At 68.5% G+C, this 26,056-nt stretch carries 22 protein-coding genes; 16 read left to right on the top strand and 6 right to left on the bottom strand.

Going from position 1 to position 26,056, the window contains the following annotated elements; translation table 11 throughout:
• Positions 1–306: 306 nt before the first annotated feature.
• The gene (locus M2302_RS27385; RefSeq protein WP_280840714.1) at positions 307–594 is read right to left on the bottom strand and encodes a YciI family protein; all 288 of its coding nucleotides are present in this window, start codon (positions 592–594) and stop codon (positions 307–309) included.
• Between the two features lie 305 nt (positions 595–899).
• Here M2302_RS27385 and M2302_RS27380 point away from each other — a divergent pair, with 305 nt between their 5' ends.
• The 4 genes from M2302_RS27380 (at position 900) to M2302_RS27365 (ending at position 4,811) form a co-directional block, all read left to right on the top strand.
• Complete coding sequence (locus M2302_RS27380) at positions 900–1,565, top strand: hypothetical protein (RefSeq protein WP_280840713.1); 666 nt, start codon at positions 900–902, stop codon at positions 1,563–1,565.
• 4 nt (positions 1,566–1,569) lie between these two features.
• Positions 1,570–2,562: a hypothetical protein gene (locus tag M2302_RS27375; protein ID WP_280840712.1), complete on the top strand. Its 993-nt coding sequence runs from the start codon at positions 1,570–1,572 to the stop codon at positions 2,560–2,562.
• Between the two features lie 83 nt (positions 2,563–2,645).
• Complete coding sequence (locus M2302_RS27370) at positions 2,646–4,022, top strand: hypothetical protein (RefSeq protein ID WP_280840711.1); 1,377 nt, start codon at positions 2,646–2,648, stop codon at positions 4,020–4,022.
• Between the two features lie 375 nt (positions 4,023–4,397).
• A complete protein-coding gene (locus tag M2302_RS27365) occupies positions 4,398–4,811 on the top strand; it encodes an ester cyclase (RefSeq protein WP_280840710.1) in 414 nt (137 codons plus the stop codon).
• A 101-nt stretch (positions 4,812–4,912) separates the two neighbouring features.
• Here M2302_RS27365 and M2302_RS27360 read toward each other — a convergent pair whose 3' ends face one another.
• A complete protein-coding gene (locus M2302_RS27360) occupies positions 4,913–5,581 on the bottom strand; it encodes a hypothetical protein (protein ID WP_280840709.1) in 669 nt (222 codons plus the stop codon).
• Positions 5,582–6,181: 600 nt separating this feature from the next.
• On the opposite strand from M2302_RS27360, the gene M2302_RS27355 reads away from it, so the two are divergent.
• The 6 genes from M2302_RS27355 to M2302_RS27330 all read left to right on the top strand — a co-directional run bounded on the left by M2302_RS27355 (position 6,182) and on the right by M2302_RS27330 (position 11,424).
• The gene (locus tag M2302_RS27355; RefSeq protein WP_280840708.1) at positions 6,182–6,538 is read left to right on the top strand and encodes a hypothetical protein; all 357 of its coding nucleotides are present in this window, start codon (positions 6,182–6,184) and stop codon (positions 6,536–6,538) included.
• 52 nt (positions 6,539–6,590) lie between these two features.
• The gene (locus tag M2302_RS27350) at positions 6,591–7,094 is read left to right on the top strand and encodes a hypothetical protein (RefSeq protein ID WP_280840707.1); all 504 of its coding nucleotides are present in this window, start codon (positions 6,591–6,593) and stop codon (positions 7,092–7,094) included.
• Positions 7,095–7,257: 163 nt separating this feature from the next.
• The gene (locus M2302_RS27345) at positions 7,258–7,659 is read left to right on the top strand and encodes a tyrosine-type recombinase/integrase (protein ID WP_280840706.1); all 402 of its coding nucleotides are present in this window, start codon (positions 7,258–7,260) and stop codon (positions 7,657–7,659) included.
• Between the two features lie 384 nt (positions 7,660–8,043).
• Entirely contained in the window at positions 8,044–9,324 is a 1,281-nt protein-coding gene (locus M2302_RS27340) for a low temperature requirement protein A (protein WP_280840705.1), read from the top strand.
• Between the two features lie 455 nt (positions 9,325–9,779).
• Complete coding sequence (locus M2302_RS27335; RefSeq protein ID WP_280840704.1) at positions 9,780–10,103, top strand: hypothetical protein; 324 nt, start codon at positions 9,780–9,782, stop codon at positions 10,101–10,103.
• A gap of 517 nt (positions 10,104–10,620) precedes the next feature.
• The gene (locus M2302_RS27330; RefSeq protein ID WP_280840703.1) at positions 10,621–11,424 is read left to right on the top strand and encodes an HAD-IB family hydrolase; all 804 of its coding nucleotides are present in this window, start codon (positions 10,621–10,623) and stop codon (positions 11,422–11,424) included.
• 157 nt (positions 11,425–11,581) lie between these two features.
• Here M2302_RS27330 and M2302_RS27325 read toward each other — a convergent pair whose 3' ends face one another.
• Positions 11,582–12,328 (bottom strand): oxidoreductase, encoded by a 747-nt coding sequence (locus M2302_RS27325; RefSeq protein WP_280840702.1) that lies wholly within the window; start codon positions 12,326–12,328, stop codon positions 11,582–11,584.
• A 213-nt stretch (positions 12,329–12,541) separates the two neighbouring features.
• Between M2302_RS27325 and acs the strand changes: the two genes are divergently transcribed.
• The 5 genes from acs (at position 12,542) to M2302_RS27300 (ending at position 23,559) form a co-directional block, all read left to right on the top strand.
• Positions 12,542–14,506: an acetate--CoA ligase gene (acs, locus tag M2302_RS27320; protein WP_280840701.1), complete on the top strand. Its 1,965-nt coding sequence runs from the start codon at positions 12,542–12,544 to the stop codon at positions 14,504–14,506.
• A 270-nt stretch (positions 14,507–14,776) separates the two neighbouring features.
• Entirely contained in the window at positions 14,777–17,560 is a 2,784-nt protein-coding gene (locus M2302_RS27315) for an immune inhibitor A domain-containing protein (RefSeq protein ID WP_280840700.1), read from the top strand.
• Positions 17,561–17,931: 371 nt separating this feature from the next.
• Positions 17,932–20,238, top strand: a complete 2,307-nt coding sequence (locus M2302_RS27310) for an immune inhibitor A domain-containing protein (RefSeq protein ID WP_280840699.1) — start codon at positions 17,932–17,934, stop codon at positions 20,236–20,238.
• A gap of 318 nt (positions 20,239–20,556) precedes the next feature.
• Positions 20,557–22,944: an immune inhibitor A domain-containing protein gene (locus M2302_RS27305; RefSeq protein ID WP_280840716.1), complete on the top strand. Its 2,388-nt coding sequence runs from the start codon at positions 20,557–20,559 to the stop codon at positions 22,942–22,944.
• 204 nt (positions 22,945–23,148) lie between these two features.
• The gene (locus tag M2302_RS27300) at positions 23,149–23,559 is read left to right on the top strand and encodes a hypothetical protein (protein ID WP_280840698.1); all 411 of its coding nucleotides are present in this window, start codon (positions 23,149–23,151) and stop codon (positions 23,557–23,559) included.
• Positions 23,560–23,569: 10 nt separating this feature from the next.
• Here the strand turns inward: M2302_RS27300 and M2302_RS27295 are convergent, their stop codons facing one another.
• Genes M2302_RS27295 through M2302_RS27285 form a run of 3 tightly spaced genes read right to left on the bottom strand, consistent with a single transcriptional unit; the run spans position 23,570 to position 24,943 of the window.
• The gene (locus M2302_RS27295; protein ID WP_280840697.1) at positions 23,570–24,145 is read right to left on the bottom strand and encodes a TIGR03086 family metal-binding protein; all 576 of its coding nucleotides are present in this window, start codon (positions 24,143–24,145) and stop codon (positions 23,570–23,572) included.
• Positions 24,132–24,599, bottom strand: a complete 468-nt coding sequence (locus tag M2302_RS27290) for an SRPBCC family protein (protein WP_280840696.1) — start codon at positions 24,597–24,599, stop codon at positions 24,132–24,134. Before M2302_RS27290 ends, M2302_RS27295 begins: the two co-directional genes overlap by 14 nt.
• The gene (locus M2302_RS27285; RefSeq protein WP_280840695.1) at positions 24,596–24,943 is read right to left on the bottom strand and encodes a metalloregulator ArsR/SmtB family transcription factor; all 348 of its coding nucleotides are present in this window, start codon (positions 24,941–24,943) and stop codon (positions 24,596–24,598) included. The genes M2302_RS27290 and M2302_RS27285 overlap by 4 nt, the downstream gene beginning before the upstream one ends.
• 171 nt (positions 24,944–25,114) lie before the next feature.
• On the opposite strand from M2302_RS27285, the gene M2302_RS27280 reads away from it, so the two are divergent.
• Positions 25,115–26,047, top strand: a complete 933-nt coding sequence (locus M2302_RS27280; RefSeq protein ID WP_280840694.1) for an alpha/beta hydrolase — start codon at positions 25,115–25,117, stop codon at positions 26,045–26,047.
• Positions 26,048–26,056: the final 9 nt, after the last annotated feature.

Raw genomic sequence — 26,056 nt, 5'->3', positions numbered from 1 at the left:
CGAGGAAGACGGCTCAGCTCATCGCGAACGCCAAGGACATCTACTACCCCGGCGCGCCGCACGGCATCACGTCCACGCTCCAGGACCAGGTCAACAAGGATCTGCTCGCGTTCCTGCGGAGTTGACCGAGGCGACATAGCCTTTGGGCTCACCGATTCGGCCAGACCCGGCCCCTACCCCTCCCTCGTAGCCCCCTGCACCTGACGGCTGGCAGTTCTGGGTCAGCGACTGACCGGGTGCCCCGGTCAGCGACTGACCGGGTGCCCCTTGTCGGGACGAGTGCGTTCCCTTGTGGACCGTCCCTGGCTAGGGCAAGAGGTGTTCGAAGCCCTTGGCGGTGCGGGAGGGAACGAACTCTGTCACCGCGTACTCGGCAAGGCCCCGCTGGCAGAACGGATCCGAGGCGAGCCTGCGCTCAAGATCTTCCCGGGAGAGGTTCCGAGCCAGAATCACGCCACCGACACGGGGAACCCGACGACCGGAAGCGATGAACGCTCCGTCCGCATACTGCTGGTCCAGCCAGGCGATGTGGTCCTGAAGCGCATCGTCGATCTCAGCGAGATCGGCGACGTAGGTCAGTATCACCACGAACATTTCATGATCGTATGTTGGCGATGACCTGCCCTCGTCACGGGTCCCGACGTACGAATCTGCCGCTGCCCGCCCGTTCGACGGACCGTCGACTCCGCGCCAGTGGCCGGCTGAGCAGCAGCTCGGTGGGTAGTGGTACTCGATGCCGAGATTCTGCATGGGGTGTTTCACGTACGCGGTTCGGGGGGATCAGTGACCCTCGTAACTTCCGATCGAGGGGAGACGGGGAGCCGGTACTGCCCGAAACCGCCCGGTCGTACGTCGTGACGAAGCGATGGCACCCCCGCGGTGCCGGGAATGGAGCTGACGTGAACGCATCGGATCTGACGCCGCTGTCGATGGAGGAGTTGGCCGCGGAATCGGCAACCGCGCTGCCCACGAAGGAGGTGATCTCCCTCCTGGACCTCAACGTGGACCTCGATCTTGCCTTGGATCTCGCGGCGCCGATCGACCTCGCGGTGGCCGCCAACGCCAACATCGCCGCCCCGATCGACGCCGCCGTCGGCGCGAACCTGTTGTCGACGGGCTCGACCGCCGCCGCGCTGGCCGACCAGGGCGTACTCGTCGACCAGACGATCTCCGGCGACGCGATCGCCACCGCGCCTCAGGACAGCGTGATCGACCAGTCCAACGACGTGGTCGACCCAGGCACCAGCGAGCCCACCCCGACCGATCCCGCCCCGACCGACGGCGAAGTGACGGTGCCGACCGACCCGACCTCAATGCTCGACGGTGACCTGCTCAACGTCGACGTGAAGGTCGCCCTCGACGCCGACCTGGCAGCCCCGGTCGCCGGCGCCGTCGCCGCGAACGCCAATGTCGCGGCCCCGATCGACGCCGCCGTCGCGGCCAACGTCGCGTCCGTCGACTCCAGCGCGACCGCCATCTCCCAGCAGGACGCCATCATCACCCAGCACCTCGACGACGTGACGGCGCAGGCCACGGCCGACCAGCAGGCCGAGATCACCCAGTAGACCCATGAGTGTCATCTCGCCGATCGACACCGACGCTTTCCCCGGGCGGGGCGCCTCCACCACGGCCCCCCGCCCGGAGGGGCAGCCAGATGGACGCGGTCCCGACCACGAGTGGGTGGAATCGTCCGGGCCGGAGGTTGTCCCGGCCCGCGCGCCAGGACTGGAACTGCTCGGTGAACTTCCCGGCTCCGGCTACCGCCAGCCACCCGGCCTCGTCCGACGCGCCGACGGGCAAACCTGCCAGCTCAGCCGGCTGCTCTACCTCATCCTCGAGACGACAGACGGCCGGCGAACCTACGCGCAGATCGCGGCGGAGCTCACCCGTAGAACCTCCCGGCTGGTGAGCGCCGACAACGTGCGCATGCTGGCCGAGGTGAAGCTGCGCCCGCTCGGCCTGCTCCGGTCCGCCGACGGGTCCTCGCCGATCGCGCCGAAGTCGAACCCACTGCTCGCGCTCCGGTTCCGGTTCGTCGTGTCGAACCCACGGGTGACCCGGCGCATCACCGCCCCCTTCGCGGTCCTGTTCCGTCCCCTCGTCGTCGCGATCATCCTCGCCGCGTTCCTGGCTTCGGCCGGGTGGGTCCTGTTCGACAAGGGGCTGGCCTCCGCCACTTATCAAGCCTTCGACGAGCCTGGCCTGCTCCTGCTGGTCTTCGCGATCACGGTCGTCTCGGCCGGCTTCCACGAGTTCGGCCATGCTGCCGCCTGCCGGTACGGTGGTGCCACACCCGGCACCAGGGCGTCGGGCTCTACCTGGTCTGGCCGGCCTTCTACACCAACGTCGACGACAGCTACCGGCTCGGACGAGCTGGTCGGATCCGGGTCGACCTCGGCGGCCTGTACTTCAACGCGATCGTCGCCGTCGCGATGTTCGCCCTGTGGGCCGCGACGCGCTGGGACGCGCTCCTGCTCGTCATCGCGGCCCAGGTGTTGCAGATGCTCCGCCAACTGGCACCGTTCGTACGCTTCGACGGCTACCACATCCTCGCCGATCTGACCGGCGTCCCCGACCTCTACGCCCGGATCAAGCCGACACTGCTCGGGCTACTGCCCACCCGGTGGGGCAGCGCCGAGTCGAAGGTGCTCAAGCCGTGGGCCCGGGTGGTGGTGACCATCTGGGTGCTCACAGTCGTGCCGCTGCTCCTGATCTCGCTGGTGCTTATCGTGACGGCGCTCCCTCGCGTCGCGGCGACGGCATGGCGGAGCCTGCAGCATCAGGCGGTGCTTCTCGGCGTGAACTGGGCAGACGGCGATGCGGCCCGCATCGGCGTTGGGCTGCTCTCGATCCTTGCCATCTCCCTACCGCTGCTCGGCACGGCGTACCTCCTGATCCGTCTGGTCCGGCAGACCGTCAGATCGGCGTGGCGGGCCACGGCGGGCCGGCGGAAGCACCGGATGGCCGCCTTCGCCGTCGCCGGCGCCCTCATCGCGGCGCTGGCCTGGGCGTGGTGGCCGGACGGCACGAGGTACCAGCCGATCCAGCCCCACGAACGCGGTGCCGTCGCCGACGCCGTACCGATCGCGAGCCGTCAGGACACCGCACCGCGGGTCGACCGGCCACTCCAGGTCGGGCAACGTCGCACCGTGGCCACTGTATGGCCGTCGACCGCCCCGCCGCCCGTCGAGGACCAGAAGCGCCTGGCGCTCGTCATGGTGCCCCGGCACCCCGCTCCGTCCGACAGCGGCACCCCAGCACCGGCCTGGGTCTTCCCGTTCAACCCACCTGCGGCGCCCGGAGCCGGTGACAACCAGGCCCTGGCGGTCAACACCGAGGACGGCTCGACCCTTTACGACGTTGCGTTCGCTCTCGTCTGGGCCACCGACGACACCATCGACAACAGCAACGCGGCATACGCGCTCGCCAGCTGCCATGACTGCCAGACAGTGGCGGTCGCGTTCCAGGTGGTACTCGTCATCGGTCCCGCCGACGTGGTCGTACCGAAGAACATCTCGGCGGCCGTCAACTACTCGTGCCAGGACTGCCTGACCTATGCGCTGGCCTCTCAGCTGGTGGTCACCCTGCCAGGGGAGTTGAGCGACGACACCAAGGCCAGGTTGACCGCCCTGTGGGAGCAGATCGAGGAGTTCGGACAGAACCTCCAGGCGTTGACTCCGCAGCAGATCCAGGCGCAGCTGGAGAGCTACAAGGCGCAGATCCTGGCCATCATCAGCGCGGACCCGGCTGCCAGCCCAACGCCGAGCCAAGCGCCCGCCACGGTCGCACCGGAAAGCTCCCCAGCCATGACCCCTACCCCGAACCCCACCGGCACTGCTTCTGCCACGCCGCTGCCGACCAACAGCCCGACCATGCCGCCGACTCCGGCGGCGCCGGCATCCCCCGATGGCACCCCGATGCAGGGGACCACGCCGCCGGACCCGACCGCCGAGGTGACGTCTCCGGCACCGACCAACGAGCCCACGTCGTCAGCCGCACCAGAGCAACCGCCGACCCCGTAATCCATCGAGGCCACGCCTTCGACAGCTCTGCTGCCTCCCTGCTGCCTCCGGCTGACGAAACGCCCTCGGAGAGCGCCTTGGATCAGCACGAGGAGGGCCTGTGAGCTGCGGCGGAGCGCTTGTCCGGAATAGGAACGACCCCCGTCGGGGGGAGCCTGGTCGGCGTTGTCGACCAGTGTCAGCCGGTGTCGTTCGCCGTGGTCCGCCCTCGCTGTCGCGCCGTTCGCGGCCGTTGGTGTCGGTCGCGTATCACCGGGCTCGCTGACTTTCTGCTGACCCGGCCGCCATCTCCCCTCCGGGTGAGTGAGCCCACCCGCCGGCAGGCTTTCCGTCCCGATTCCCAGCTGCCAGGGTGACGTCATGATTGACAGTGAGGTGACGCGTCGCGTCGTCGGCGACTTCCTCCGGTACGTCCGCTCCGGCCAAGAGCCGCGGCGGGCGGTGGAGTTCATGGCGCCGACGGTGCGAGCCCACCAGGTGCAGTCCGAGGACTTGGCCACGGTTGAACGGACTCCGGACGACTACGCCGAGCACGTCCGGGAGATGACCGCCACCTGGGGCGCGTTCGACCTCACGATCGAAGAGTTCCTGGTTGACGGTGCGCGAGCGCATGTCCGGCTGGCCCAGGTGGGGCACCACCTCGAGCCGGTGGATGGCATTGCGCCGACCGGTCGGATCGTCCGCCAGATCAACTCGGTCGTCTATCACGTCGAGGACGGGCTGATCACGGAGTACTGGATCCAGATCGATCGAGCCGGTCTGCTGGCCCAACTCAGGGACGGTTCCTGACGGCATCGCCCAGGGGGAGTGCTCGCACACTGGCGGCGGACGTCTCGCTTACAACTTGGACAAGCTCCCGTCCGTCCAACACCGGATCCGATACAGCGGCCCTACTTCACATCCTTGGCTAGGACTGCGACCGCGGCCTTGCCCACCACCGTCGTCAGGGCGTAGTTGGTTGAACCACTGAAAACGACACCTACGCCGACTGGGATCGCCTTTGCCATCGCCTTCTGGGTGAAGGTGATGGACACCCGCTTGAACAGCTGCTTGACCGTGATCAAGGCGGGTCCCCGCAGGTACTGGTAGACCAACTTCTGGGCGATCTTCTGGACTGCTGCCTTGCCGCCGGTCGCCGCCATCTGTTCCGCCGAACCCGCCAACGCGAGCACGAAGGCGAGGTGCTTCTTATCCTCACTGCTCAGCTCGGCCTCGTAGACCTCAACCAGACACATGCACATGTCAATCTGGAGCTTGAGTGCCACGGCGAGGTCCGTGGCCCCGCCGCCCAAGACAGCGATCGCCGTCCCGAGCCCCGGAATCACGCTCGGGGCCGCAGTGACCACACCAGTGGCTGCCGAAAGTTTGGAGTACCGGCCAATGACCTTGGCGGCGATCCGGCGCTTGTCCTCCAGGCTCTCGGGCTCCCGCTTGAACTTGACCTCGAAGGTCGCCCGGTAACCGTCCACGAGCTTAGTGGCCGCCTCCGGCGTGATGGCGATCGCCTCCACGGCCTTCTGGATCCGAGACGGCTCGAGCTCGCCCACCGCGTGGTTCATCACTTTCCTTCCAAGTCCGCTGCACCTCACGAATAGAGCAACTTGCACTGTGCACAGTCCTGCACGTGGAGAGCCTGTGATTTATGCAGCCCATCCCCGAGCCCAACTTTCACGAAATCGGTCTCGCGATGGGCCAGGCGAGAAATAACCGCGGCTGGTCCATCACCGCCTTGCCGAGGAGTCTGGGCTGGCTCGGCGGTCAGTATCAACTTGGAGAATGGTCACCACGAACCCAGACTGATGACGCGATCCACGATGTCGCCCACGCGTTGCAGTCGCCGACGAGCATCCACTAACAATTGCGGCAGATTCCTACTCACCCTCGCCTTGAGTTGAGTTGACTGGAAAGAAGTCAAATGTTCGCAATAGCGCCTGCTCGTCGGCCATCCTCTGACCAGCTACTTCTAGGCGCTAAACGTCGAAGCGGAACTGCGAGCCGTGATTGGCTCACCAGCGGGAACAGCGCTCGACACCTGCTCACACGGCGTCCCAAGCTGCCAGGGCTACTCCCTGGTCGACACCGTTTGACAGTGTCTCGTGCCCCCTGTGTGTCCCAGACAGCCGCGCCGACAAAGGGTGAGACCTGGCAGGATCAGCCCGGTGATGACTTCCGCCGGGTTGCTGCGCTGCGAGGCGATCGCATGGGTCGACGAAGACTGGCCGGGGTGGGTCCGTGTGCGGCTGGTCGACGCCGACGGACGAAGCTGGTCCTTCGTCGACAAGGTCCCGATCTTCTTCACGGATGACGGCATCCTTCCTGGCGCTTCTCTCCCCCGGCCGGCGTTCGTGCGGTGCTACGTCGTCGGCCAGCAGGAGGACGAGGTCCTGGTCGTTAGCACTGATCCAGACCACGTGGAAGCTGAGGACGGAACCACCCAGTTCCGGGTCCGCCCGAATCAGCTGGAGCGGACGAGCCGGGCTGATCAACTTGAACTCTCAGCTTGGAGATCCGAATGATCCACTCCTCGCTGCCCGGGCTGCTCCTGCGGGTCCTGCTGTGAGGCGCCGAGTGGTAGGCACCATCGCCCTGATCGCACTGTCTGTTGCCCAGGCCGGCTGCTCCGAACCGTTCAACTGCCCAGCGCCGGAGGTGACGGTTGACGCGTCCGTTCACACCGAAACCGTGCCAATCGAGCGGGAGCTGCAGCCGCTCGGCGGGGTGCTGGAGGTCCACTGGTGGGAGTGGACTGCGAGCGGCCGCTGCGACTTCAACATCGGCGACCTCATCCTGCTGCGGGAGGGCGTGGCCCGGCTTGCGCCCGCCGACGCCGCCAGGCTGACCCTGCTGACGACATCCGACGCCGCGGAACTCCCCGATCCAGACTCCCGGCTGTCGTCCTGGCTGCCGTCGGCACCGGCCTGGCGTAGCGGGACGGGCCTGGATTGGCGTGAGGGTGAGGAAGGCTCTTTCGTGTCAGCCTCGTATTGGCTGGACCCGGCCAGCGGCGTCGTCTACTTCCTGTCCGACGCCGACCACGACCCGGCGGCCACTCCGACCGCCTCACCCTCCTGACGCCGTCGCGGCGACCCGCCTTGACGACTGCAGCATCGTCCTGAAACCGGCCGGCCTTGAGAAGCCGGGCCGAAACCTAGGTAGAACGTCAACCATCTTCCGTGACCGGGGCGGTCGCCCACTGCGTCGGTCGAACTTCCGCCGCCGGGTCTGGCTGCCCTCGTTGGTCCGCGCCGGGCTGCTCGGCCCGGTCGTCAACACCGGTCCGCACCGGTACCACGCGGTCTGGCCCGATCGGGAGGGCGTCGAGTGGTCGGCAGAGTTCACCACCGAGCGGGAGGCCGTCGCCTGCGTGGCGGCCGAGGCCGTCGGCGGGATGCGGTTCCACGACGTGCGGCGCGCCTACGCCACGTGGCTGGTCACGGACGGCGTCCCGATCAACCTGGTGCAGCGAGTCATGGGGCACGAGCAGGCGTCGACGACGTTGGATCGTTATACGCACACGCCGGCCGGCTATGCCGCTCGGATCTTGGATGCCTTCACGCTGCCTGCTGACGATCTGCTGACTCCGGACCGGGCAACACCCTCTGAGAGCGCGTTGGATGAGGGCGAGGAGGGCCTGTGAGCTGGGCTGGAGCGCTGATCCGAATAGGGACGACCCCCGTCGGGGGGATGCGGACCGAAGTTGTCGGCTGCTGCGGACTGGTAGCGGCTCGTGTCGGGGAGCAGGTGCGGCTTGCCGTCGGTCGACTGGAACCCTGAACCCCTCGCGGCGGCTCAGCTTCGTTTCGAATCGGGCGGATCGGCGCTCTGGCCTGCGTCGGCTCTTCCGCTGCCTTACAGCAGTTGACAGCCCTTGCCGGCGTCAGTTGTGCCCGGCTTGTGTCCGATGATTTAGCCAATCCCTGACGCGCCGTCCAGGATCCGGCCTCGGCTGCGCCCCCTCAAGGTAGAGCGTGTTTTGCGGGTTCTGCGGTTGTTCGGTTCGTGCGGACTGAAGACTGGCTCGGTGACCGAGGGTGGGGCCGGTGGCCGGCGGGATGAAGGGGGAGGGCGGAATCCGGATCCGCCCGGCCAAGACGTGGCGAGGACTGAGAGCGCCGCGCGAGACCACCGCCGGGCGAACTTCCTGGAGTTGTTCTTCGATCTGGTGCTGGTCTTCGCGTTGTCGGGTGTCGTCTCGCGGGTGGCGCCGGACCTGTCCTCAGAGGCCGTCGCCCAGCGGTGGGCGGGGCTGCTTTATATCCTGGTGCTGGTCCTGCCGATCATGTGGCTGTGGACGACGACCGCCTACATCACGAGCCGCTTCGACCCGCGCCGGCCAGCAGTCCAAGCGATAGTGCTGCTCACCGCGTTAGGCGTGGTGTTCATGGCGTCGTCGTTGCCGTACGCGTTCTTCGAGCGCGGCTACGCGTTTGCCGTACCGTACGTGGTCCTTCAGGTGGGACGACCGTTGGTCCTCATCACGCTCGTGCGGGATCGTGCGCAACGAGCCCTCTACGCACGGTCGGCGATCTGGTTCACCGTATCGGCCGTGCCGTGGCTGGCCGGCATCCTCGTTCAGGACGTGGGCCGGGTAGGTCTGTGGTCACTGGCCATCACGATCGATCTTCTGTCGGCCCGCTCCGCCTGGCCGGTACCCGGCATGGACCGGCAACTTGAGAGCGCTTGGGAACCCACCAAGACTCATCACCTCGCCGACCGGTACGAGCAACTCCTGTTGATCGCACTCGGCGAGAGCGTGCTGTCTCTCGGGATCGCCTACACGGACACGCCGGTGTCACTGGCCTCGACACTGGCGCTGCTAGTCGGCTTCGCCACCACCGTGCTCCTGTGGCGGATCTACTACTACCGGGCCGGGCAGGTGCTCCCCGAAGCCGTCGATTTAGCCGGCGACCAGCTCAGAGCCGGCCAGAACACCGGACGCGCCCACATCCTGATGGTCCTGGGCATCGTGCTCGTGGCGACCGGCTACGAAACCGTCCTGGCCCACCCGGGCGGCCCCGTGCGGCCAGCCTGGCTGGTCGCGATCCTCGGCGGGCCGATCGTCTACGTCGTCGGCCGGATCGTATTGGAACGCGTGGTCTTCAACCGGCTAGCCCGGCGCAGACTCATTGGCATCGCGGCCCTGGTCGCCGCGGCACTGCCGCTGGCCTTCACCACACCGCTGATCGCGGCCACAGGCGCCCTCGCAATCATTCTCGGCATGGCCCTGGCCGACGCCCGACAGGCCTGGGGCCGACCACCAGAAGCCCCATCACCAGCCGGTACCCAGCCGGAGAGCACCTGATTCCGCAAAGCCGCAACGACATCACTCTGGTGGCTCTTCGCCCTCAGCGCCGCCAGGTACGTCGTCCAGGACGTCAGCAACCAGTCAACGGGCTACTGCCCAGATCCCGATTGCTGGCCGGCGGTCGCCGCAGCACTCGATGGTCTGGGCATACCGCATCCCGGCGGCTTCACCGAGGCAGTGACCTTCCGACGCTGCACAGCCTGCGGGGAGCGCAACATCGTGCGAGACGACGACTTCGTGTGCGCCCTCTGCGACGGCGTCCTGCCCCCGAACTGGAACTTCGAGTCGACCTGATTGCCAAGATCCTCTAGCTCGGAATGTCACCCGTCATCCGACACTGATCCGTCACGCATCAACTGGATCCGACACGCCGGCAGGCGGCCTGTCCGTACCCCGGAGGGCGGACGAGGTTTGGCTGACCCGAGGGCGGGCAGGCGGGGGACGTGCGCCCCATGGACATGCACAGGGAAAAGGCCGTCGCGGAGTTCTGGGAAGGGATGCGGGAGGTGGCCGCTGCTGCCACGCGGCACGGGGACGACGATCTTTTCAAGGCGCTCCGCAAGATCGGCAGGGCGGTCGTCCTCCGAGGCGTTCAGATCCCGGGTGGCGGGCTGTTCGTCCCATGCCCGGTGTGCAACTCCGTGCCCGGCCAGAGCTGCATCAACGTGCCTGGGCACCCTCTGGACGGCGAGCTTCACCCGGAGCGGGTAGAGCTGGCCGAGAAGGCGATTGCTGGAGAAGTGCAGATTCCTGAACACGAATTGCCGACCCCCTGAGCACGAGGCTCACGGCGGATGCGGCGCTCTCAACGGCAGGCGTCTGCCCGGACGTGGCCCCCGCACCACGGTGGGAGGTCGGCTGCCCAGACCCGCCAGCCGCTGGCGTCTCGCCGCGTCTGGAACCGCCACTGGTGGGCTGCGCCGCTGAGGTTCGTGTTGTGACCTGCGCCGGAGCATTCACCCCGAATAGGGACGACCCCCGTCGGGGGGAGACGGGGGTCGTCGGGAGGTTCGGCTCCGGGGGGGTTGAGCCGAACCACTCAGCGGTCACGGGGGGTGCAACCGCCGAGGGCCTGCGAGTTGTCCGAGATATGAATACTCGTCGTGAGGACAAGCATGCCCGAGCAGAGTGTTCACGTCGAGTGGTGTCGACCCCACTCAGGGCGAAAATGTGACCACAGCGTGTGATTGCCGTCACGTAGAGCAGGGGTTGCCACGGCTGGCCCGCAGGTCGGAGGGGCTGGTGACCCCGGGCACCCGCCGACCTTAGACCATCGGGCTAGACTTTCGCGCCGTGGGCCGAAGTGCCGCTTTCTTCGATCTGGACAAGACCGTCATCGCCAAGTCGAGCGCCCTGGCGTTCGGTCGGCCGTTCTACCGGGACGGGCTGATCACTCGGCGTGACGTCGTCAAGTCGGCGTACGCGCAGCTGATGTTCCGGCTGGGCGGCACCGACGAGCAGACCATGGCCCGGACCAGGGACTATCTCGCCACGCTCTGTAAGGGCTGGCAGGTGGAACAGGTCCGTCAGATCGTCGCGGAGACGCTGCACGAGCTGATCAACCCCTACGTGTACGCCGAGGCCGCCGCCCTCATCGAGGAGCACCAGGCCGCCGGCCGGGACGTCGTGCTGGTCTCCGCCTCCGGCGAGGAGATGGTCCGCCCCATCGGTGAGCTGCTGGGCGTGACCGACGTGATCGCCACCCGGATGACGGTCGAGGGCGGCCGCTACAGCGGCGAGGTGGAGTTCTACGCCGCCGGCCCGAGCAAGGTCGACGCGGTCAGCGAGCTGGCCACCGCCCGGGGCTACGACCTGGCCGACTCGTACGCCTACTCCGACTCGTACAGCGACCGGCCGTTGCTGGAGTGCGTCGGCCACCCCACGGTGGTCAATCCGGACCGGGCGCTGCGCAAGCTCGCGGTGGAGAACGCCTGGCCGGTGCTGGAGTTCCGGCACCCGATCCCGCTGGGCCGGCGGCTGCGGGAGCGCCCGGGCGTGCCGGTGGCCGCAGCGGCGCTCGGCGTCGGCGTGGGAGTGGCCATCGGCATCGCCTGGTACGGCCGGCACCGCCGCGCCAAGGCCACCCCCGTCGCCTGAGCACACCCGCCGGCCCGAGCGCGGCCAGGGAGGCGGCAGGGACCGCCCAGCGGAGCAGGCAGGGAGGCGGCAGGGACCGCCGATCGGAGCGGGCAGGAAGGCGGCGAGGACGCCGGCAGGGGCGACAGGGCCCCCGCACGGGTCAGCCCAGAAGGGGTCAGGCGGCGGCGAGGATCTCGTCGCCGATGACGGTGAGCTGGTCGGCGCCCACCTCGACGGCCGACATGTAGTGCCGCAGCCAGGAGCGCAGCCCGTCCGGCGTGCCGGTGGCGAAGGCGCCGGCCGCGCCGACGTACTCCGGCTCCCGCTCCCGGTGCCCGACGTCGACGGCGACCAGCCCGCGCGGGTCGAAGCCGCGGGACATCAGCACCAGCCGGGCGGCGGCGCGGGCCACCACGCCGGACGGGCCGGCGAACGGACGCAGGTTCAGCAGCTCGCCGTGCACGACGGCGGCCAGCACCAGCGGGGGGACCTTGGTGCCCCCGGCGACCAGCCCGGCGAGGCCGTCCAGCCGCGCGCCGACCACCGGGTCGACCACCGGACGGCCCAGTTCGTCCTCGGTCACCACGTTGCGGGCGGCGAGCACGTGCAGCTTGGCCAGCGCCTGCCGGGGCGCCTTGGGCCAGAGCTCGGTCAGTCCGGGCAGCGCCCCGGCCACCCGCAGCGCCCCCTGGAGCACCGGCTCGGTCACCGTGCCGGCGCGGACCGTCTCGCGCTCGTGGGCGTACCCCTCCAAGGCGGCGCTGGCCACCGCGGACCTCAGGCTGGCCTCGGCCGCGACCTGACCGCCGTGCCGGCGCAGCGCGCGGTGCCGCATCGCCTCGTCGACCCGCTCGCGGGCCCGCTCGACGGCGGGGGCGATGTCGGCGAGCGCGAGCAGCGGGGCGAGCGGGTCCGTGGTCACCCCGCCACGCTAGCGACCCGGCGGCCCTCACCGGCCGCCACCCGCCGGGAACGCGACCCGCGCCACCGCCCCGCGCCGGGCAGCGGAAGCCGCCGGGCGCGCGGTGCGGGCCGCTCGGCGCGTACCGGCCGGACGAGTTGTCGCGGCCTTCCGGGCCCACGACTACCCTCAGCCGGGTAGGAGACGCAGGTCACCCGACGAAGGAGTCACCGCATGAGCGAGGCATTGGCCAACCTGCTGAACGAGACGCGCCAGTTCCCGCCGCCGGCCGCACTCGCCGCGGAGGCCAACGTCACCGCCGACGCGTACGCGGAGGCCGCCGAGGACCGGCTGGCCTTCTGGGAGCGCCAGGCCGGGCGGCTGGCCTGGGCGAAGCAGTGGGACCAGGTGCTCGACTGGTCGAACCCGCCCTTCGCGAAGTGGTTCGTCGGCGGCCGGCTCAACGTGGCGTACAACTGCCTGGACCGGCACGTGGAGGCGGGTCGGGGCGACAAGGTGGCGATCCACTGGGAGGGCGAGCCGGGTGACAGCCGCACCCTCACCTACGCGGACCTGCACAAGTTGACCTGCCAGGCGGCGAACGCGCTGACCGAGCTCGGCGTGACCGCCGGCGACCGGGTGGCGATCTACCTGCCGATGATCCCGGAGGCCGCGGTCGCGATGCTGGCCTGCGCCCGGATCGGCGCGACGCACAGCGTGGTCTTCGGCGGCTTCTCCGCCGACGCGCTGACCAACCGGATCCAGGACGCCAGCGCCAAGGTGGTGATCACGGCCGACGGTGGCTACCGGCGGGGCAAGCCGTCGGCGCTGAAGCCGACGGTGGACGAGGCGGTGGCGAACTGCCCGTCGATCGAGCACGTGCTGGTGGTCCGCCGCACCGGCGAGGACGTCGCCTGGTCGGCGAAGGACCACTGGTGGCACGAGACGGTGGAGACCGCGCCGGCGGAGCACACGGCGGAGGCGTTCGACGCCGAGCACCCGCTGTTCATCCTCTACACCAGCGGCACCACGGCCCGGCCGAAGGGCATCCTGCACACCACCGGCGGCTACCTGACCCAGACGGCCTGGACGGCGCACGCGGTGTTCGACCTGAAGCCGGAGACGGACGTCTACTGGTGCACCGCCGACATCGGCTGGGTCACCGGGCACTCCTACATCGTGTACGGGCCGCTGGCCAACGGCGCCACCCAGGTGATGTACGAGGGCACCCCGGACACCCCGCACAAGGGCCGGTTCTGGGAGATCGTCGACAAGTACCGGGTCACCATCCTCTACACCGCGCCGACGCTGATCCGCACCATGATGAAGTGGGGCGAGGACATCCCGGCCGGCTTCGAGCTGTCCTCGCTGCGCCTGCTCGGCAGCGTCGGCGAGCCGATCAACCCCGAGGCCTGGATGTGGTACAGGCAGCACGTCGGCCGGGGTGAGCTGCCCATCGTGGACACCTGGTGGCAGACCGAGACCGGCGCGATCATGATCTCGCCGCTGCCCGGCGTCACCGCGGCCAAGCCGGGCTCCGCGATGACCCCGCTGCCGGGCATCAGCGCCGACGTGGTGGACGACCAGGGCAGGTCGGTGCCGAACGGCGGCGGCGGCTACCTGGTGCTGCGCGAGCCGTGGCCGTCGATGCTGCGCACCATCTGGGGTGACGACAACCGGTTCATCGAGACGTACTGGAGCCGGTTCGAGGGCATGTACTTCGCCGGTGACGGGGCGAAGAAGGACGACGACGGACACATCTGGCTGCTCGGCCGGGTCGACGACGTGATGCTGGTGTCCGGGCACAACATCTCCACCACCGAGGTGGAGTCGGCGCTGGTGTCGCACCCCTCGGTCGCCGAGGCGGCGGTCGTCGGCGCCACCGACCCGACCACCGGCCAGGCGATCGTCGCGTTCGCCATCCCGCGCGGCACGACGGACACCGCCGGCGAGGCGGGCGAGAAGCTCATCACCGAGCTGCGCAACCACGTGGCGAAGACGCTCGGGCCGATCGCCAAGCCCCGGCAGATCATGCTGGTGCCGGAGCTGCCGAAGACCCGCTCCGGCAAGATCATGCGCCGGCTGCTGCGGGACGTGGCGGAGCACCGTTCGCTGGGCGACGTCACCACGCTCCAGGACTCCTCGGTGATGGAGCTGATCTCCTCGGGGATGGGCGGCGGCAAGTCCGACGAGGACTGACGGCAGGCGTACCCGATCGGTGGGTGACGGTCCGCGCGGACCGTCACCCACCGTCGTTTTCTGACGGGTACGTCGCGCGGCGTGCCGTCGGCGTCACATCGGTCGGTCGGATGAGGCAAGAGAAGCTGAACGGCCACAGGAGACCTCCAGCACTGTCGTTCATTGTCTTTCTGATTTAGTTTCACGCAGGTCAGGTCGGTTCGATGGACATCACATCGATACAGTGCGCCGGCCGACTCCTCCCTCCCCATGCCCGAGAATTGGAGCGGCATGAACACATCTCCCCAATCCGGGTCGCGTCGACGCCTACTCGTCGCGCTGCCCGCCATCGCCCTCGCGGCCACGTCACTGACCGTGACGGGGACTGCGGCGGCCCAGACGTCCAGCCCCGCCAGGGCCACCATCGGGGCGGACGAGTTCTACATCAACTACTCCGAGCCGGCCGTCCAGCCGGACAGCGACGGCCGCGAGGTCAAGGGCAAGGGTGGCATCCACGCCCCGGCGGTCGAGCAGGCGCGGACCTACGACCGCAAGTTCGCTCGCGGTAACCCCGTCACGGCGCGGCAGCTGGCGAAGACCGAGGCCGAGGCGATCAAGACGGGCAAGAACCCGCGGCAGATCAAGCAGGCCAAGGGCACCCAGACCGCCAAACTGTTGACCCTGCTGGTGGAGTTCAACGACCAGGCGAACGACGACTTCACCGATGTCATGGTCCCCAAGACGGTCTTCGAGGACCGGAGCTGTGTCCTCGGCACCGCGCAGAACGGGCCGAAGCACAACAACATCCCGGACCCGGGCAGCCTGCCGCACGAGGACAACAACTCGATGTGGGTGCCGGACTTCTCCCCTGAGCACTTCGACAAGATGCTCTACACCAAGGAGGGGATCACCGAGCGGGTCCGCAAGGACCTGACCGGGCCGGACGGCAAGCCGGGCGTCGACATCGCCGGGCGCACCATGCACAACATGTACCTGGAGATGTCCAAGGGCGCGTACACGGTGGACGGGCAGGCCAGCCCGTGGATCACCGTGCCGCACTCCGAGGGCTGGTACGCGGCCTCGCGCTGCTTCCAGGACGAGAACGGCAACTGGGTCGCCGGGCGTCAGCAGTCGATGAACGGTCACCCGGACAACCCGCAGGGCGCGGGCCGGCTCGCCACCGACGCGGTCGACACGCTCGCGAAGATGGACCCTGACTTCCCGTGGGCCGACTACGACATCGAGGACCAGGGCGACCGGGACGGTGACGGCAACGTCTTCGAGCCGGACGGCGTGATCGATCACCTGGTGCTGGTGCACGCCGGCCAGGGCAAGTCCCGCGGCGGCGGCGCCGAGGGCGTCTACGCGGTCTGGGCGCACTCCTCGTCGGTTCCGGGCGGCTACCGGATCCCGGGCACCGACCTGCAGGTCTCGAACTACATCGTGCAGCCCGAGGATGCCGGTGTCGGCGTCTTCGCCCACGAGTTCGGTCACGACCTGGGCCTGCCGGACCTCTACGACACCTCCGGCAACGCCGACTCGGACGTCGACTTCTGGGACCTGATGGCCTCCGGCTCGCACTCCGGTGAGATCTTCCAGGCGCTGCCGACGCACATGGGCCTGTGGGACAAGTGGGTTCTCGGCTGGGCCGACCCGCTGAACGTCAACCCGGGTGCCGACCCGCATGACGTGCAGCTGGGCCAGACCTCGCGGACGCCGGTCGGCACCAAGGACGGCATCAAGATCAACCTGCCGAACAAGGTGATCACGCTGGCCACGCCGCACAGCGGCGCGAACATGTGGTACACCGGCGCCGACCAGGACTGGGCCGACATCAAGCTGACGCGTTCGGTGGCGGTGCCGGCGGCGGCCGACGCGAAGTTCTGGATGTGGAACAACTACGTCATCGAGGAGGACTGGGACTACGGCTTCGTCGAGGTCTCCACCGACGGTGGCACGACCTGGGCCGAGCAGAAGGTCTACGACTCCACCGGCGCGCTGGTCACCACCAACGATGGCTACGCCGACCCGAACGGCCGGATGGTGGACTTCGGCAACAAGAAGTACGGCCTGACCGGTGACAGCCACGGCTGGCGGCACGACTACGTCGACCTGTCGGCGTACGCCGGGCAGACGGTGCAGCTGCGGCTGCGCCAGGCGACCGACGAGGCGTTCCTGGAGCGCGGCTGGTTCGCCGACGACTTCTCGGTGACCGCCGGTGGCGCCACCACCTGGAGCGACAACGTCGAGGGCGGGGCAAACGGCTGGACCCAGACCGGCGGCACCTTCGTCGACACCACCGGCCCGGGCTGGCGGATCGACGGCGGCACCTCGAACCAGGCGCACTACTACCTGGCCGAGTGGCGCAACTTCGACGGCTTCGACAACGGCCTGAAGTACGCGTACGACACGGTCTACTCGCGCGACGCCTGGAAGGTCGACAAGCTCTCCTACAACGCGCCGGGCATGCTGGTCTGGTACCGGGACACCGCGCTGGGCAACGTCAACCACGTCACCGCGCAGCTGACCTCGCTGCCCAGCTACGGCGCCAAGGGCGGCCTGCTGATCGTGGACTCGCACTTCGACCCGTACCGCCGGCAGGGTGAGGCGGCCGTCAAGGACCCGTCGACGCTGGACAACCTGCCCAGCCGTCCGCAGTCCGCCAACGCGGCCTTCTCGCTCAAGCCCACGTACGGCTTCAAGGAGTGCCTGGAGGCGGCGAACGAGCCGTACAGCGAGTATTGCACCACCTTCGGTGCCCAGCCGGCGGTGCCGGGCTTCACGGACGCCAAGGGCTGGTACCCGGGCATCGAGGTGCGGGGCGGCTCGCTCTTCGCCCGGGACAACGACGCCTCCGTGGTGATCCCGTCGAAGGGCAACCTGCCCTACACCACCCGGATCACCAACCCGGACGGCAGCCCGGCCACGGGGCTGTACGGCACGAACCTCGGGTTCACCGTGCTGGGCTCGGGCAACCCGGGTGACCAGGGTGCCGCCTACGGCGTCACCATCACCATCAAGCGGACGGCGAAGGACAACTCGTACGCCACGGTCCACGTGACCCCGGCGAACTGATCCGTCCCGATTCGTCCGACGGGACACACGGTGGGGCCCGCCCGGAGCACACTGCTCCGGACGGGCCCCGCTCTCTTACGCCCTCCTACATCTCCCGGCAATCGGTGTGACATTTTCGCGACCACCAGCGCTCCATGTTGGGGACTCCATAACCGCCGTCACTCTAAGTGATCGTGGCCGAACCGTAACGAAAGTTGACGGTTGATTTGCGGGCTGGTTGGTGTCGATTTGACCTGGAATGATGGGCGCTTCTCGGCGTAATTGCCCCGTGACAACTGCGTGAACCTCTGTCATGGTGAGTGACGCATGACATGACAGAGACGGCTCTGGTTGTCCCCGTCATGTAACAGTTCCACAAAGGAGGAGGACCTTTGAGGAGACGAGTCACAGCCGGTCTGGCCTCGGCCGCGGCCGCGCTGCTGGCAGCCGGCGTCGTCACGGCCCCGGCGTCCGCCGCCCCGGCGGCGGAGCCCACCCCCGGCGCCGACAAGGCGAAGCACGGCAAGGACAGCCTCCCGGATCCGAAGGCGGATCAGCAGCGGGAGGTCCGCAAGCAGGCCATCGCGGACCTGCTCTCCGGCAAGGCCAAGCTTCAGACGCGCAACGGCTCGAAGGTCATCCAGGTCAAGGACGACCTGTTCGTTGAGTACCAGCAGGCGCCGAAGACGGACCCGATCTTCACGATGCTGGTCGAGTTCGGCGACAAGACGGATCCCCGGACCGGTGGAGTTGCCGGCCCGGTCCGTAACCAGATCCCCCAGCCGGACCGCAACTGGGACGGCGGCGCCACCGACGACAACAGCACGCTGTGGCGGTCCGACTTCAACCGGGCCCACTTCCAGGACATGATGTTCGGTCCTGGCGAGTCGATGCGGGACTTCTACTTCCAGCAGTCCGGCGGGCGCTACACCGTCAGCGGTGACGTGAGCGACTGGGTCAAGGTTCCCTACAACGAGGCGCGGTACGGCAGCAACGCCATCTCCGAGGCCGACGGGTACTGGAACTTCGTCAAGGACACCGCCACCTCCTGGTACAACGCCCAGGTCGCGGCGGGCAAGACGCAGGCCCAGATCAAGGAGTACCTGGCCCAGTTCGACATCTGGGACCGGTACGACTTCGACGGCGACGGCAACTTCAACGAGGCCGACGGCTACATCGACCACTTCCAGGCGGTGCACGCCGGTGAGGGCGAAGAGGCCGGCGGCGGCGCCGAGGGCGAGGACGCCATCTGGTCGCACCGGTGGGCCGCCTTCCCGAACCTCGCGGGTTCCGCGGGTCCGGCGGGCAACCTCTCCGGTGGTGTGCAGATCGGTGACACCGGCATGTGGATCCGGGACTACACCACGGAGCCGGAGAACGGCGGTCTGGGCGTGTTCGCCCACGAGTACGGCCACGACCTCGGTCTGCCGGACCTGTACGACACCGCCGGCGGCGACAACGGCGTCGGCTTCTGGAGCCTGATGTCCTCCGGATCGTGGCTGAGCCGCGGCAAGGACGACATCGGGTCGACCCCGGGCTACATGGACCCGTGGTCGAAGCTGTTCCTCGGCTGGCTGAACCACGAAACCGTCGAGTACGGCAAGGGCAGCACCCAGGTGACGCTCGGGCCGGCCGGCGACAGCAACGGGCCGAAGGCCCAGGCTGTGGTGGTCAACCTGCCGGCGCAGACCCAGACCACCTCGTACAACACCCCGTTCGCGGGTGCGAACGAGTGGTGGGGCGGCAGCGCGGACGACCTGAACACCACGCTGACCCGTCAGCTGGACCTGACCGGTGCGACCTCCGCGTCGATCACCGCGAAGGCCTGGTACGACATCGAAGAGGACTACGACTACCTCTACGCCGAGGTGTCCACCAACGGTGGCGCCACCTGGGCCCCGCTGAGCAACTCGCTCATCGACTCCGGCGAGACCGGCGTCGACGGCTCTACCAGCGGCAACTGGGTCGACCTGACCTACGACCTGTCCGCGTACGCCGGGCAGACCGTGCAGTTCCGCTACCGCTACCAGACCGACGGCGGCGTGCACCTCGCCGGCGCGTTCCTGGACAACGTGTCGCTGGTCAAGAACGGCTCCGCCGCCTGGACCGACGACGCGGAGACGCTGGACGCCGCGTGGACGGCCAAGGGCTTCACCCGGATGACCGGCTCGGTGACCGACACGTACCCCCGCTTCTACATCGCGGAGAACCGTACCTACTTCGGGTACGACGACACGCTGCGGACCGGTGGGTACAACTACGGCTTCACCAACACCCGCCCGAACTGGGTGGAGCGCTTCTCCAACCACCAGGGCATGCTGGTCTGGTACGTGAACTACGCGTACGGCGACAACAACACCTCGGAGCACCCGGGCTACGGCCTGAACCTCCCGGTGGACGTTCGCCCCGACAAGATCAACGTCGGCGGCCAGGGCACCATCAGCAACCGTCGCAACGGCTTCGACGCGACGTTCAGCCTGTACGCCAAGCCGGCACAGACCTTCCACCGCAACGGTGTGGCGGTCACGCTGCCGGAACTCGCCCCGAACCCGATCTTCAGTGACAAGGGCATCGGCAAGTACTGGACCTCGGGCAACGCGTGGAACTCGGTCAAGGTGGCCGGCACCGGCACCACGATCCAGATCCTGGAGCAGGGCACCAACCCGACCGACGACATGGTCGTGAAGGTCAGCAACTGACCAATGTGTTAACAGTGGGGCCGGTGGCGGTGACGCCACCGGCCCCCTTGTTTGCACCCGCCGCAATCTGATCGAAATCTGTCACTATGATCAACCGCTAGCGCATTCGTCCTGCTCATCGCATTGATGAACCGCACCGGTGTGACGGTGAAAAGCATTCCCAACAAAATCTTGCAACAAATCGACGCGTCCGTCTTCCCACGCGTCGCAGGAGTGTCTATCTTCACCATCAGTCCCACTAGTGGGACGACTTCACCGGCCCGTACCCCCGTTGGGCCGGTTCCCTCACACCGGAGGTACCACGTGCGCAAAGTCGCAGTGGGTCTGCTCGGGCTTTCGCTGACGGCAACAGGACTGGTGGCGGGCACGTCCGCCAGCGCCGCGCCGACGCCGAAGTTGCCGGCGGCCGCCCCGTCGGTCGCCGAGCCTGCCCATGTCGACCACGATCTGCCCAACCCGCTGGAGGACAAGCGGCGGGCGCTGCGCCAGGAGGGCCTGAGCGAGGTCCTTTCCGGCAAGGCCAAGGCACAGAGGATCAACGGCAGCACGGTCGTCAAGGTCGGCAAGACCCAGGCCGAGGGGCAGGCCGCCCGCACGGCCACGGCCGCCAGCCTGACGCAGGACCAGTATGTCGAGCTCTCCAGGGAGCGGACCGACAAGATCTTCGTGATCCTGGCGGAGTTCGGCAACGATCGGCACCCGAACTACCCGGACCAGGACACCGACCCGGACACCGCAGGTCCGACCCGGTTCGACGGGCCGCTGCACAACGAGATTCCGGCCCCCAACCGGGCGGTGGACAACTCCACCGTCTGGCAGGCCGACTACAGCGCTGACTACTTCCGCAAGATGTACTTCGGGACAGGTCAGGGCGACGAGTCGCTGAAGCAGTACTACGAGGCCCAGTCCTCGGGTCGCTACAGCGTCGAGGGTGAGGTCACCAACTGGGTCAAGGTCAAGTACAACGAGGCCCGGTACGGCCGCTCCGGCGGGCAGCCCTGTGCCTCGAACGTCTGCACCAACACCTGGGCGCTGGTCCGGGACGCCGCCAACCAGTGGGTCGCCGACCAGAAGGCGCAGGGGCGCTCCGACGCGGAGATCGCCGCCGACGTCAAGGCGATGGACGAGTGGGACCGCTACGACTTCGACGCCGACGGCAACTTCAACGAGTCGGACGGCTACATCGACCACTTCCAGATCGTCCACTCCGGCGGCGACGAGGCCGACGGTGACCCGTACCAGGGTGAGGACGCCATCTGGAGCCACCGCTGGTACGCCTTCGCCTCCGACCAGGGCAACACCGGCCCGGCCAACTTCCCGGCCGGCGGTACCCAGATCGGCAACACGGGCGTGTGGATCGGTGACTACACCATCCAGCCGGAGAACGGCGGCCGGAGCGTCTTCTACCACGAGTACGGCCACGACCTCGGTCTGCCGGACGACTACAACGTCACCAGTGGTGGGGACAACAACAACGAGCACTGGACCCTGATGGCCCAGAGCCGGCTCGGCGCCAAGAACGACGGTGGCATCGGCGAGCGGGGCGGCGACCTCGGCGCCTGGAACAAGCTCCAGCTCGGCTGGCTCGACTACGAGGTGATCGTGGCCGGCCAGCAGCGCACCCTGGAACTCGGGCCGCAGGAGTACAACACCGCCAAGGCCCAGGGCGCCGTCGTGGTGCTGCCGCAGCGGGAGTACACCTTCCAGAACGGCAAGCCGTTCGAGGGCACCAAGCAGTTCTTCTCGGGCAACGACGACGACCTGAACACCACGATGACGCGGACCATCGACCTCACGGGGAAGACCAGCGCCGCGCTGTCGATGAAGGGTCGCTACAACATCGAAGAGGACTTCGACTACGCCTTCTTCGAGGCGTCCACCGACGGTGGCCAGACCTGGGCGACGCTGCCGGGTACGGCCAACGGCAAGGCCCTCAAGGAGATCTCGCCCGGGCGCTTCGCCCTGGACGGCTCCAGCGGCGACAACTGGGTCGACGTCAACATCCCGATGGACGTCCTCGCCGGCAAGGTCGTGCAGTTCCGGCTGCGCTACCAGACCGACGGTGGTGTCTCCTCGGGTGGCTTCTACGGTGACGCGATCACCGTCACCGCCGACGGGCAGACGGTGCTCACCGACGGTGCCGAGGCCGGCGCCACCGGCTGGACCCTGAACGGGTTCACCGTGGTGGAGGAGACCTACAAGCGCAAGTTCGACAACTACTACATCGCCGGCAACCGGTCGTACGTCTCGTACGACCAGTACCTGAAGACCGGCCCGTACTTCTTCGGCTACGCGAACACCCGGCCGGACTACGTGGACCACTACGCGTACCAGACGGGTCTGCTGATCTCCTACTGGAACCTCCGGTGGGCCGACAACGACACGTTCGTCCACCCGGGCGAGGGTCGTAACATGATCATCGACGCGCACCCGCGGCCGATCTACAACCTGACCGGCAACCCCTGGCGGGCCCGGGTCCAGGTCTACGACGCGCCGTTCAGCCTGAAGAAGGCCGACTCGTTCACGCTGCACATCAACAGCCAGCCCTCCTACATCCGGGGTCAGGCCGCGCAGCCGCTGTTCGACGACACCCAGAAGTACTGGTACGCGGAGCTGCCGAACCACGGCGTCAAGCTCCCGGCCACCGGCACCAAGATCCGGGTCCTGGAGCAGGACGGCACCTCGCTGAAGGTCCGCTTCTCCTGAGCCACTGATCAGCGCTCCACCGATGCCCGGGCAGGTCACCTGCCCGGGCATCGCCCTTTCCGCCGCCGGTCCGCTCCCGGAACGGAACCGAGGAGGCCCCCGGCGAGTCCCATCCGGGTGACACCACGAACCGCCGCCCTGCCGGCCGCTCTCGCGCTGGCACTGCTCGTACCCCTGGCAGGCTGCGCCGGGAAGGGAGACTCCGTGTCCGACGACCCGACGCCGGTCAACCCGCCCGCCTCGGCCGGCGCGGCGTCCCCGCCGCCGTTCCCGCCCGCGACCGCGCCCTCCGGCCCCCCGGTCCCGTCGGCGGGCCGGCCCACCCCGCTCTCCGCGACCGAACCGCCGACCCTGCCGCGACCCCCCGGACCGCCGAAGAAACCCACCGACAGCCGGGTGACCGACGTGCTCGCCGGCCGGATCACCCGCGGCGGCTCCGGCCCCTGCTACGGCCTGGTCACCGACGACGGCCGGGAGTACGCCCTGCACGGCAGCGGGATGGGCGTCTTCGGCACCGGGACCACGGTGCTGGTCACCATCGCGCCGGGCGACCCGGCACACGACTGCGGGCCGGGTACCCGCGCGAGCATCGTCAAAATCAGCCGGGTCGGCTGAAATACCTCCCCTAGGCGGGCGTCCAGAGCGGGTCGCGGCCGATGAACCCGATCAGCCGGGTTTGCGCGTCGGCGTCGTCAGGGGTGGGGACGCCGAGGCCGTATTGGCCTGACGAACGGATCACGTCCTCGATCGGCTCCATCCCCGCCAACAGCACCGCGCAGAAGTCGGTGTCGAGCTGATCGTCCTGCCCGGTGGCGCGGGCCAGGTCCCAGGTGTGCATGAACACGTCGGAGGTGTAGAACCTGTCGATCGCCTGGTCCAGTGGCACCTCGCCGAGGTGCCGATTCGTGAGCATCCGTAGCGCGGTATCCGGATCGTCCAGCAGCGCCTGCACCCCGTCGCAGTGTGCCTGCCAGGCGGCGACCGGGTCGTCGTGCACGCTCGGCCCGCTGGGCAGCTCGACGCCGGCGCCGGCGGCGAGGAACGGTGGGAACCATTCGACGAGGTGGCCTACCACGTCGCGGGCCGTCCAGCCGGGCACCGGCGAGGGGGCATCCCAAGCCTTGGCATCGCGGACGCGGTCGGTGAACGTGGCCGCGATGCGGCGGTGCCGCTCCGCGGGTTCGAGGTCAGACAGCGCCATCGGCCAGCATCCTCTCGAGCTTGGTGTAGCCGTCCTCCACGCCGATCTCCATGCCGCTCTTCAGCCAGGCGTCGCGGCTGGCGAAACTGTCCACGAGAGACTGGGTACGGAGCCTGGTCCGGCCGTTGCCGAGATCCTCAAACCAGAGCGTCTCCAGGGCCACCCCGTCCGGGTCGCCCTCGAAGGTGAACGTCTGCACGATGCGATCCGGCCGTATCTCGTGGAAGCAGCCACGGAAGCCGAACTCCGATCCGTCCCGGATGGAGACGAACCGGAAGCTACCGCCGGTACGCGCGTCCCAGTGGTCGATGCGGGTGTGCATGGTGTTCGGGCCGACCCACTGGGCGAAGAGCTCCGGGTCCGTGTGCGCCCGCAGCAGCCGTTCGGGTGTGGCCTGGAAGTCGCGGGTGATCCGGATGATCGGAACCGTGGGATCCGCTTCCACCGTTGTCATGACTGGCTCTCCTCCTCGTTGGTGTCGCTCATCGCGGCCAGGACCCGGTCGAGGCGCTGGTAGCGATCTTCGGCCTGGCGGCGGTACCGCTCGATCCATTCGTCCATCAGGTCGAGCGCTCCGATCTCCAGGTGCACCGGGCGCGGCTGCGGGCCTGGTGATCGGCTCACCACACCCGCCTCCTCCAGCACCCGCAGGTGCTTGTACACCGCCTGCACGCTCATCTGGTACGGCTCGGCGAGCTGGTTCACCGTGGCGTCGGCGACCGAGAGTCTCGCCACGATGTCGCGACGCGTCGGGTCGGCGAGGGCCGCGAAGACCTTGGACAAGGTGTCGAGCGACATCGGCGTCCCCCGTTTCAACCGATTGGTTTAAAGACACGGTAGGCGGCCGGTGTGACGAGGTCAAGGACATGCGGCACCAACACCAGGGACCGCCATCCGCACGCGGTGGGGCCGAGACGAGCAGGAACGCCCTTTGCTGATTCGCAGGACAGAACACCTAGGCTGTGCCCCATGACCGAGCAGCGCCGCGGACCCGTCGACGAGTCCTGCGTCCTGACCGAGGGGCCGTGGACGCACCGGTTCGTCGGCGCGAACGGCAGCCGGTTCCACGTCGTCGAGGCCGGCGCCGGCCCGATGGTGCTGTTCCTGCACGGCTTTCCCGAGTACTGGTGGGCCTGGCACCAGGTGCTGCCGGCGGTCGCCGACGCCGGCTTCCGGGCGGTCGCCGTCGACCTGCGCGGCTACGGCGCCAGCGACAAGCCACCCCGGGGGTACGACGGCTACACCCTCGCCGCCGACGTCGCCGGACTGATCCGGGCGCTGGGCGAACGCTCCGCGACCGTGGTCGGCACCGGCGCGGGCGGCCTGATCGGCTGGACGGCGGCCTCGTTCCACCCCGCCCTGGTCCGCCGGCTGGTGGTGCTCGGCGCGCCGCACCCGCTGCGCCTGCGGGCCGCCATCTTCGCCGACCCACGCGGCCAGTTCGCCGCCTCCACGCCCACCCTGAAGTTCCAGCTGCCCCGCTACGAGCACCTGCTGACCCGGGACGGCGGGGCCGCCGTCGAGGAGATGCTGCGCCGCTGGGGCGGCCCGCAGTGGACCCGGGGGCCGGAGTTCGACGCGTACGCGCGGAGCTGCCGGGAGGCGATCCAGATCCCGCAGGCCGCGTTCTGCGGGCTGGAGGGCTACCGCTGGGCGTTCCGGTCGGTGCTGCGGCTGCACGGCTACCGGTTCGTCCGGCTGATGCAGAAGCCGCTGGTGACCCCGACCCTGCAACTGCACGGGGCGCTGGACACCGCCTCGTTGCCGCGTACCGCCCAGGGCTCCGGCCGGTACGTCACCGCCGAATACGAGTGGCGGCTGCTCGACGGCGTGGGGCACTTCCCGCACGTCGAGGCCCCGGAGACGGTGCTCGGCGAGATCCTCCGCTGGTCGAAGTCGTGACCGGGCGGG

Origin of the sequence: Micromonospora sp. A200 (assembly GCF_029893845.1) — a bacterium.
GTDB classification, from domain to species: domain Bacteria; phylum Actinomycetota; class Actinomycetes; order Mycobacteriales; family Micromonosporaceae; genus Micromonospora; species Micromonospora purpureochromogenes.
Note: the sequence above shows the minus strand (reverse complement) of the source record. Positions and strands in the feature narration are given on the sequence as shown.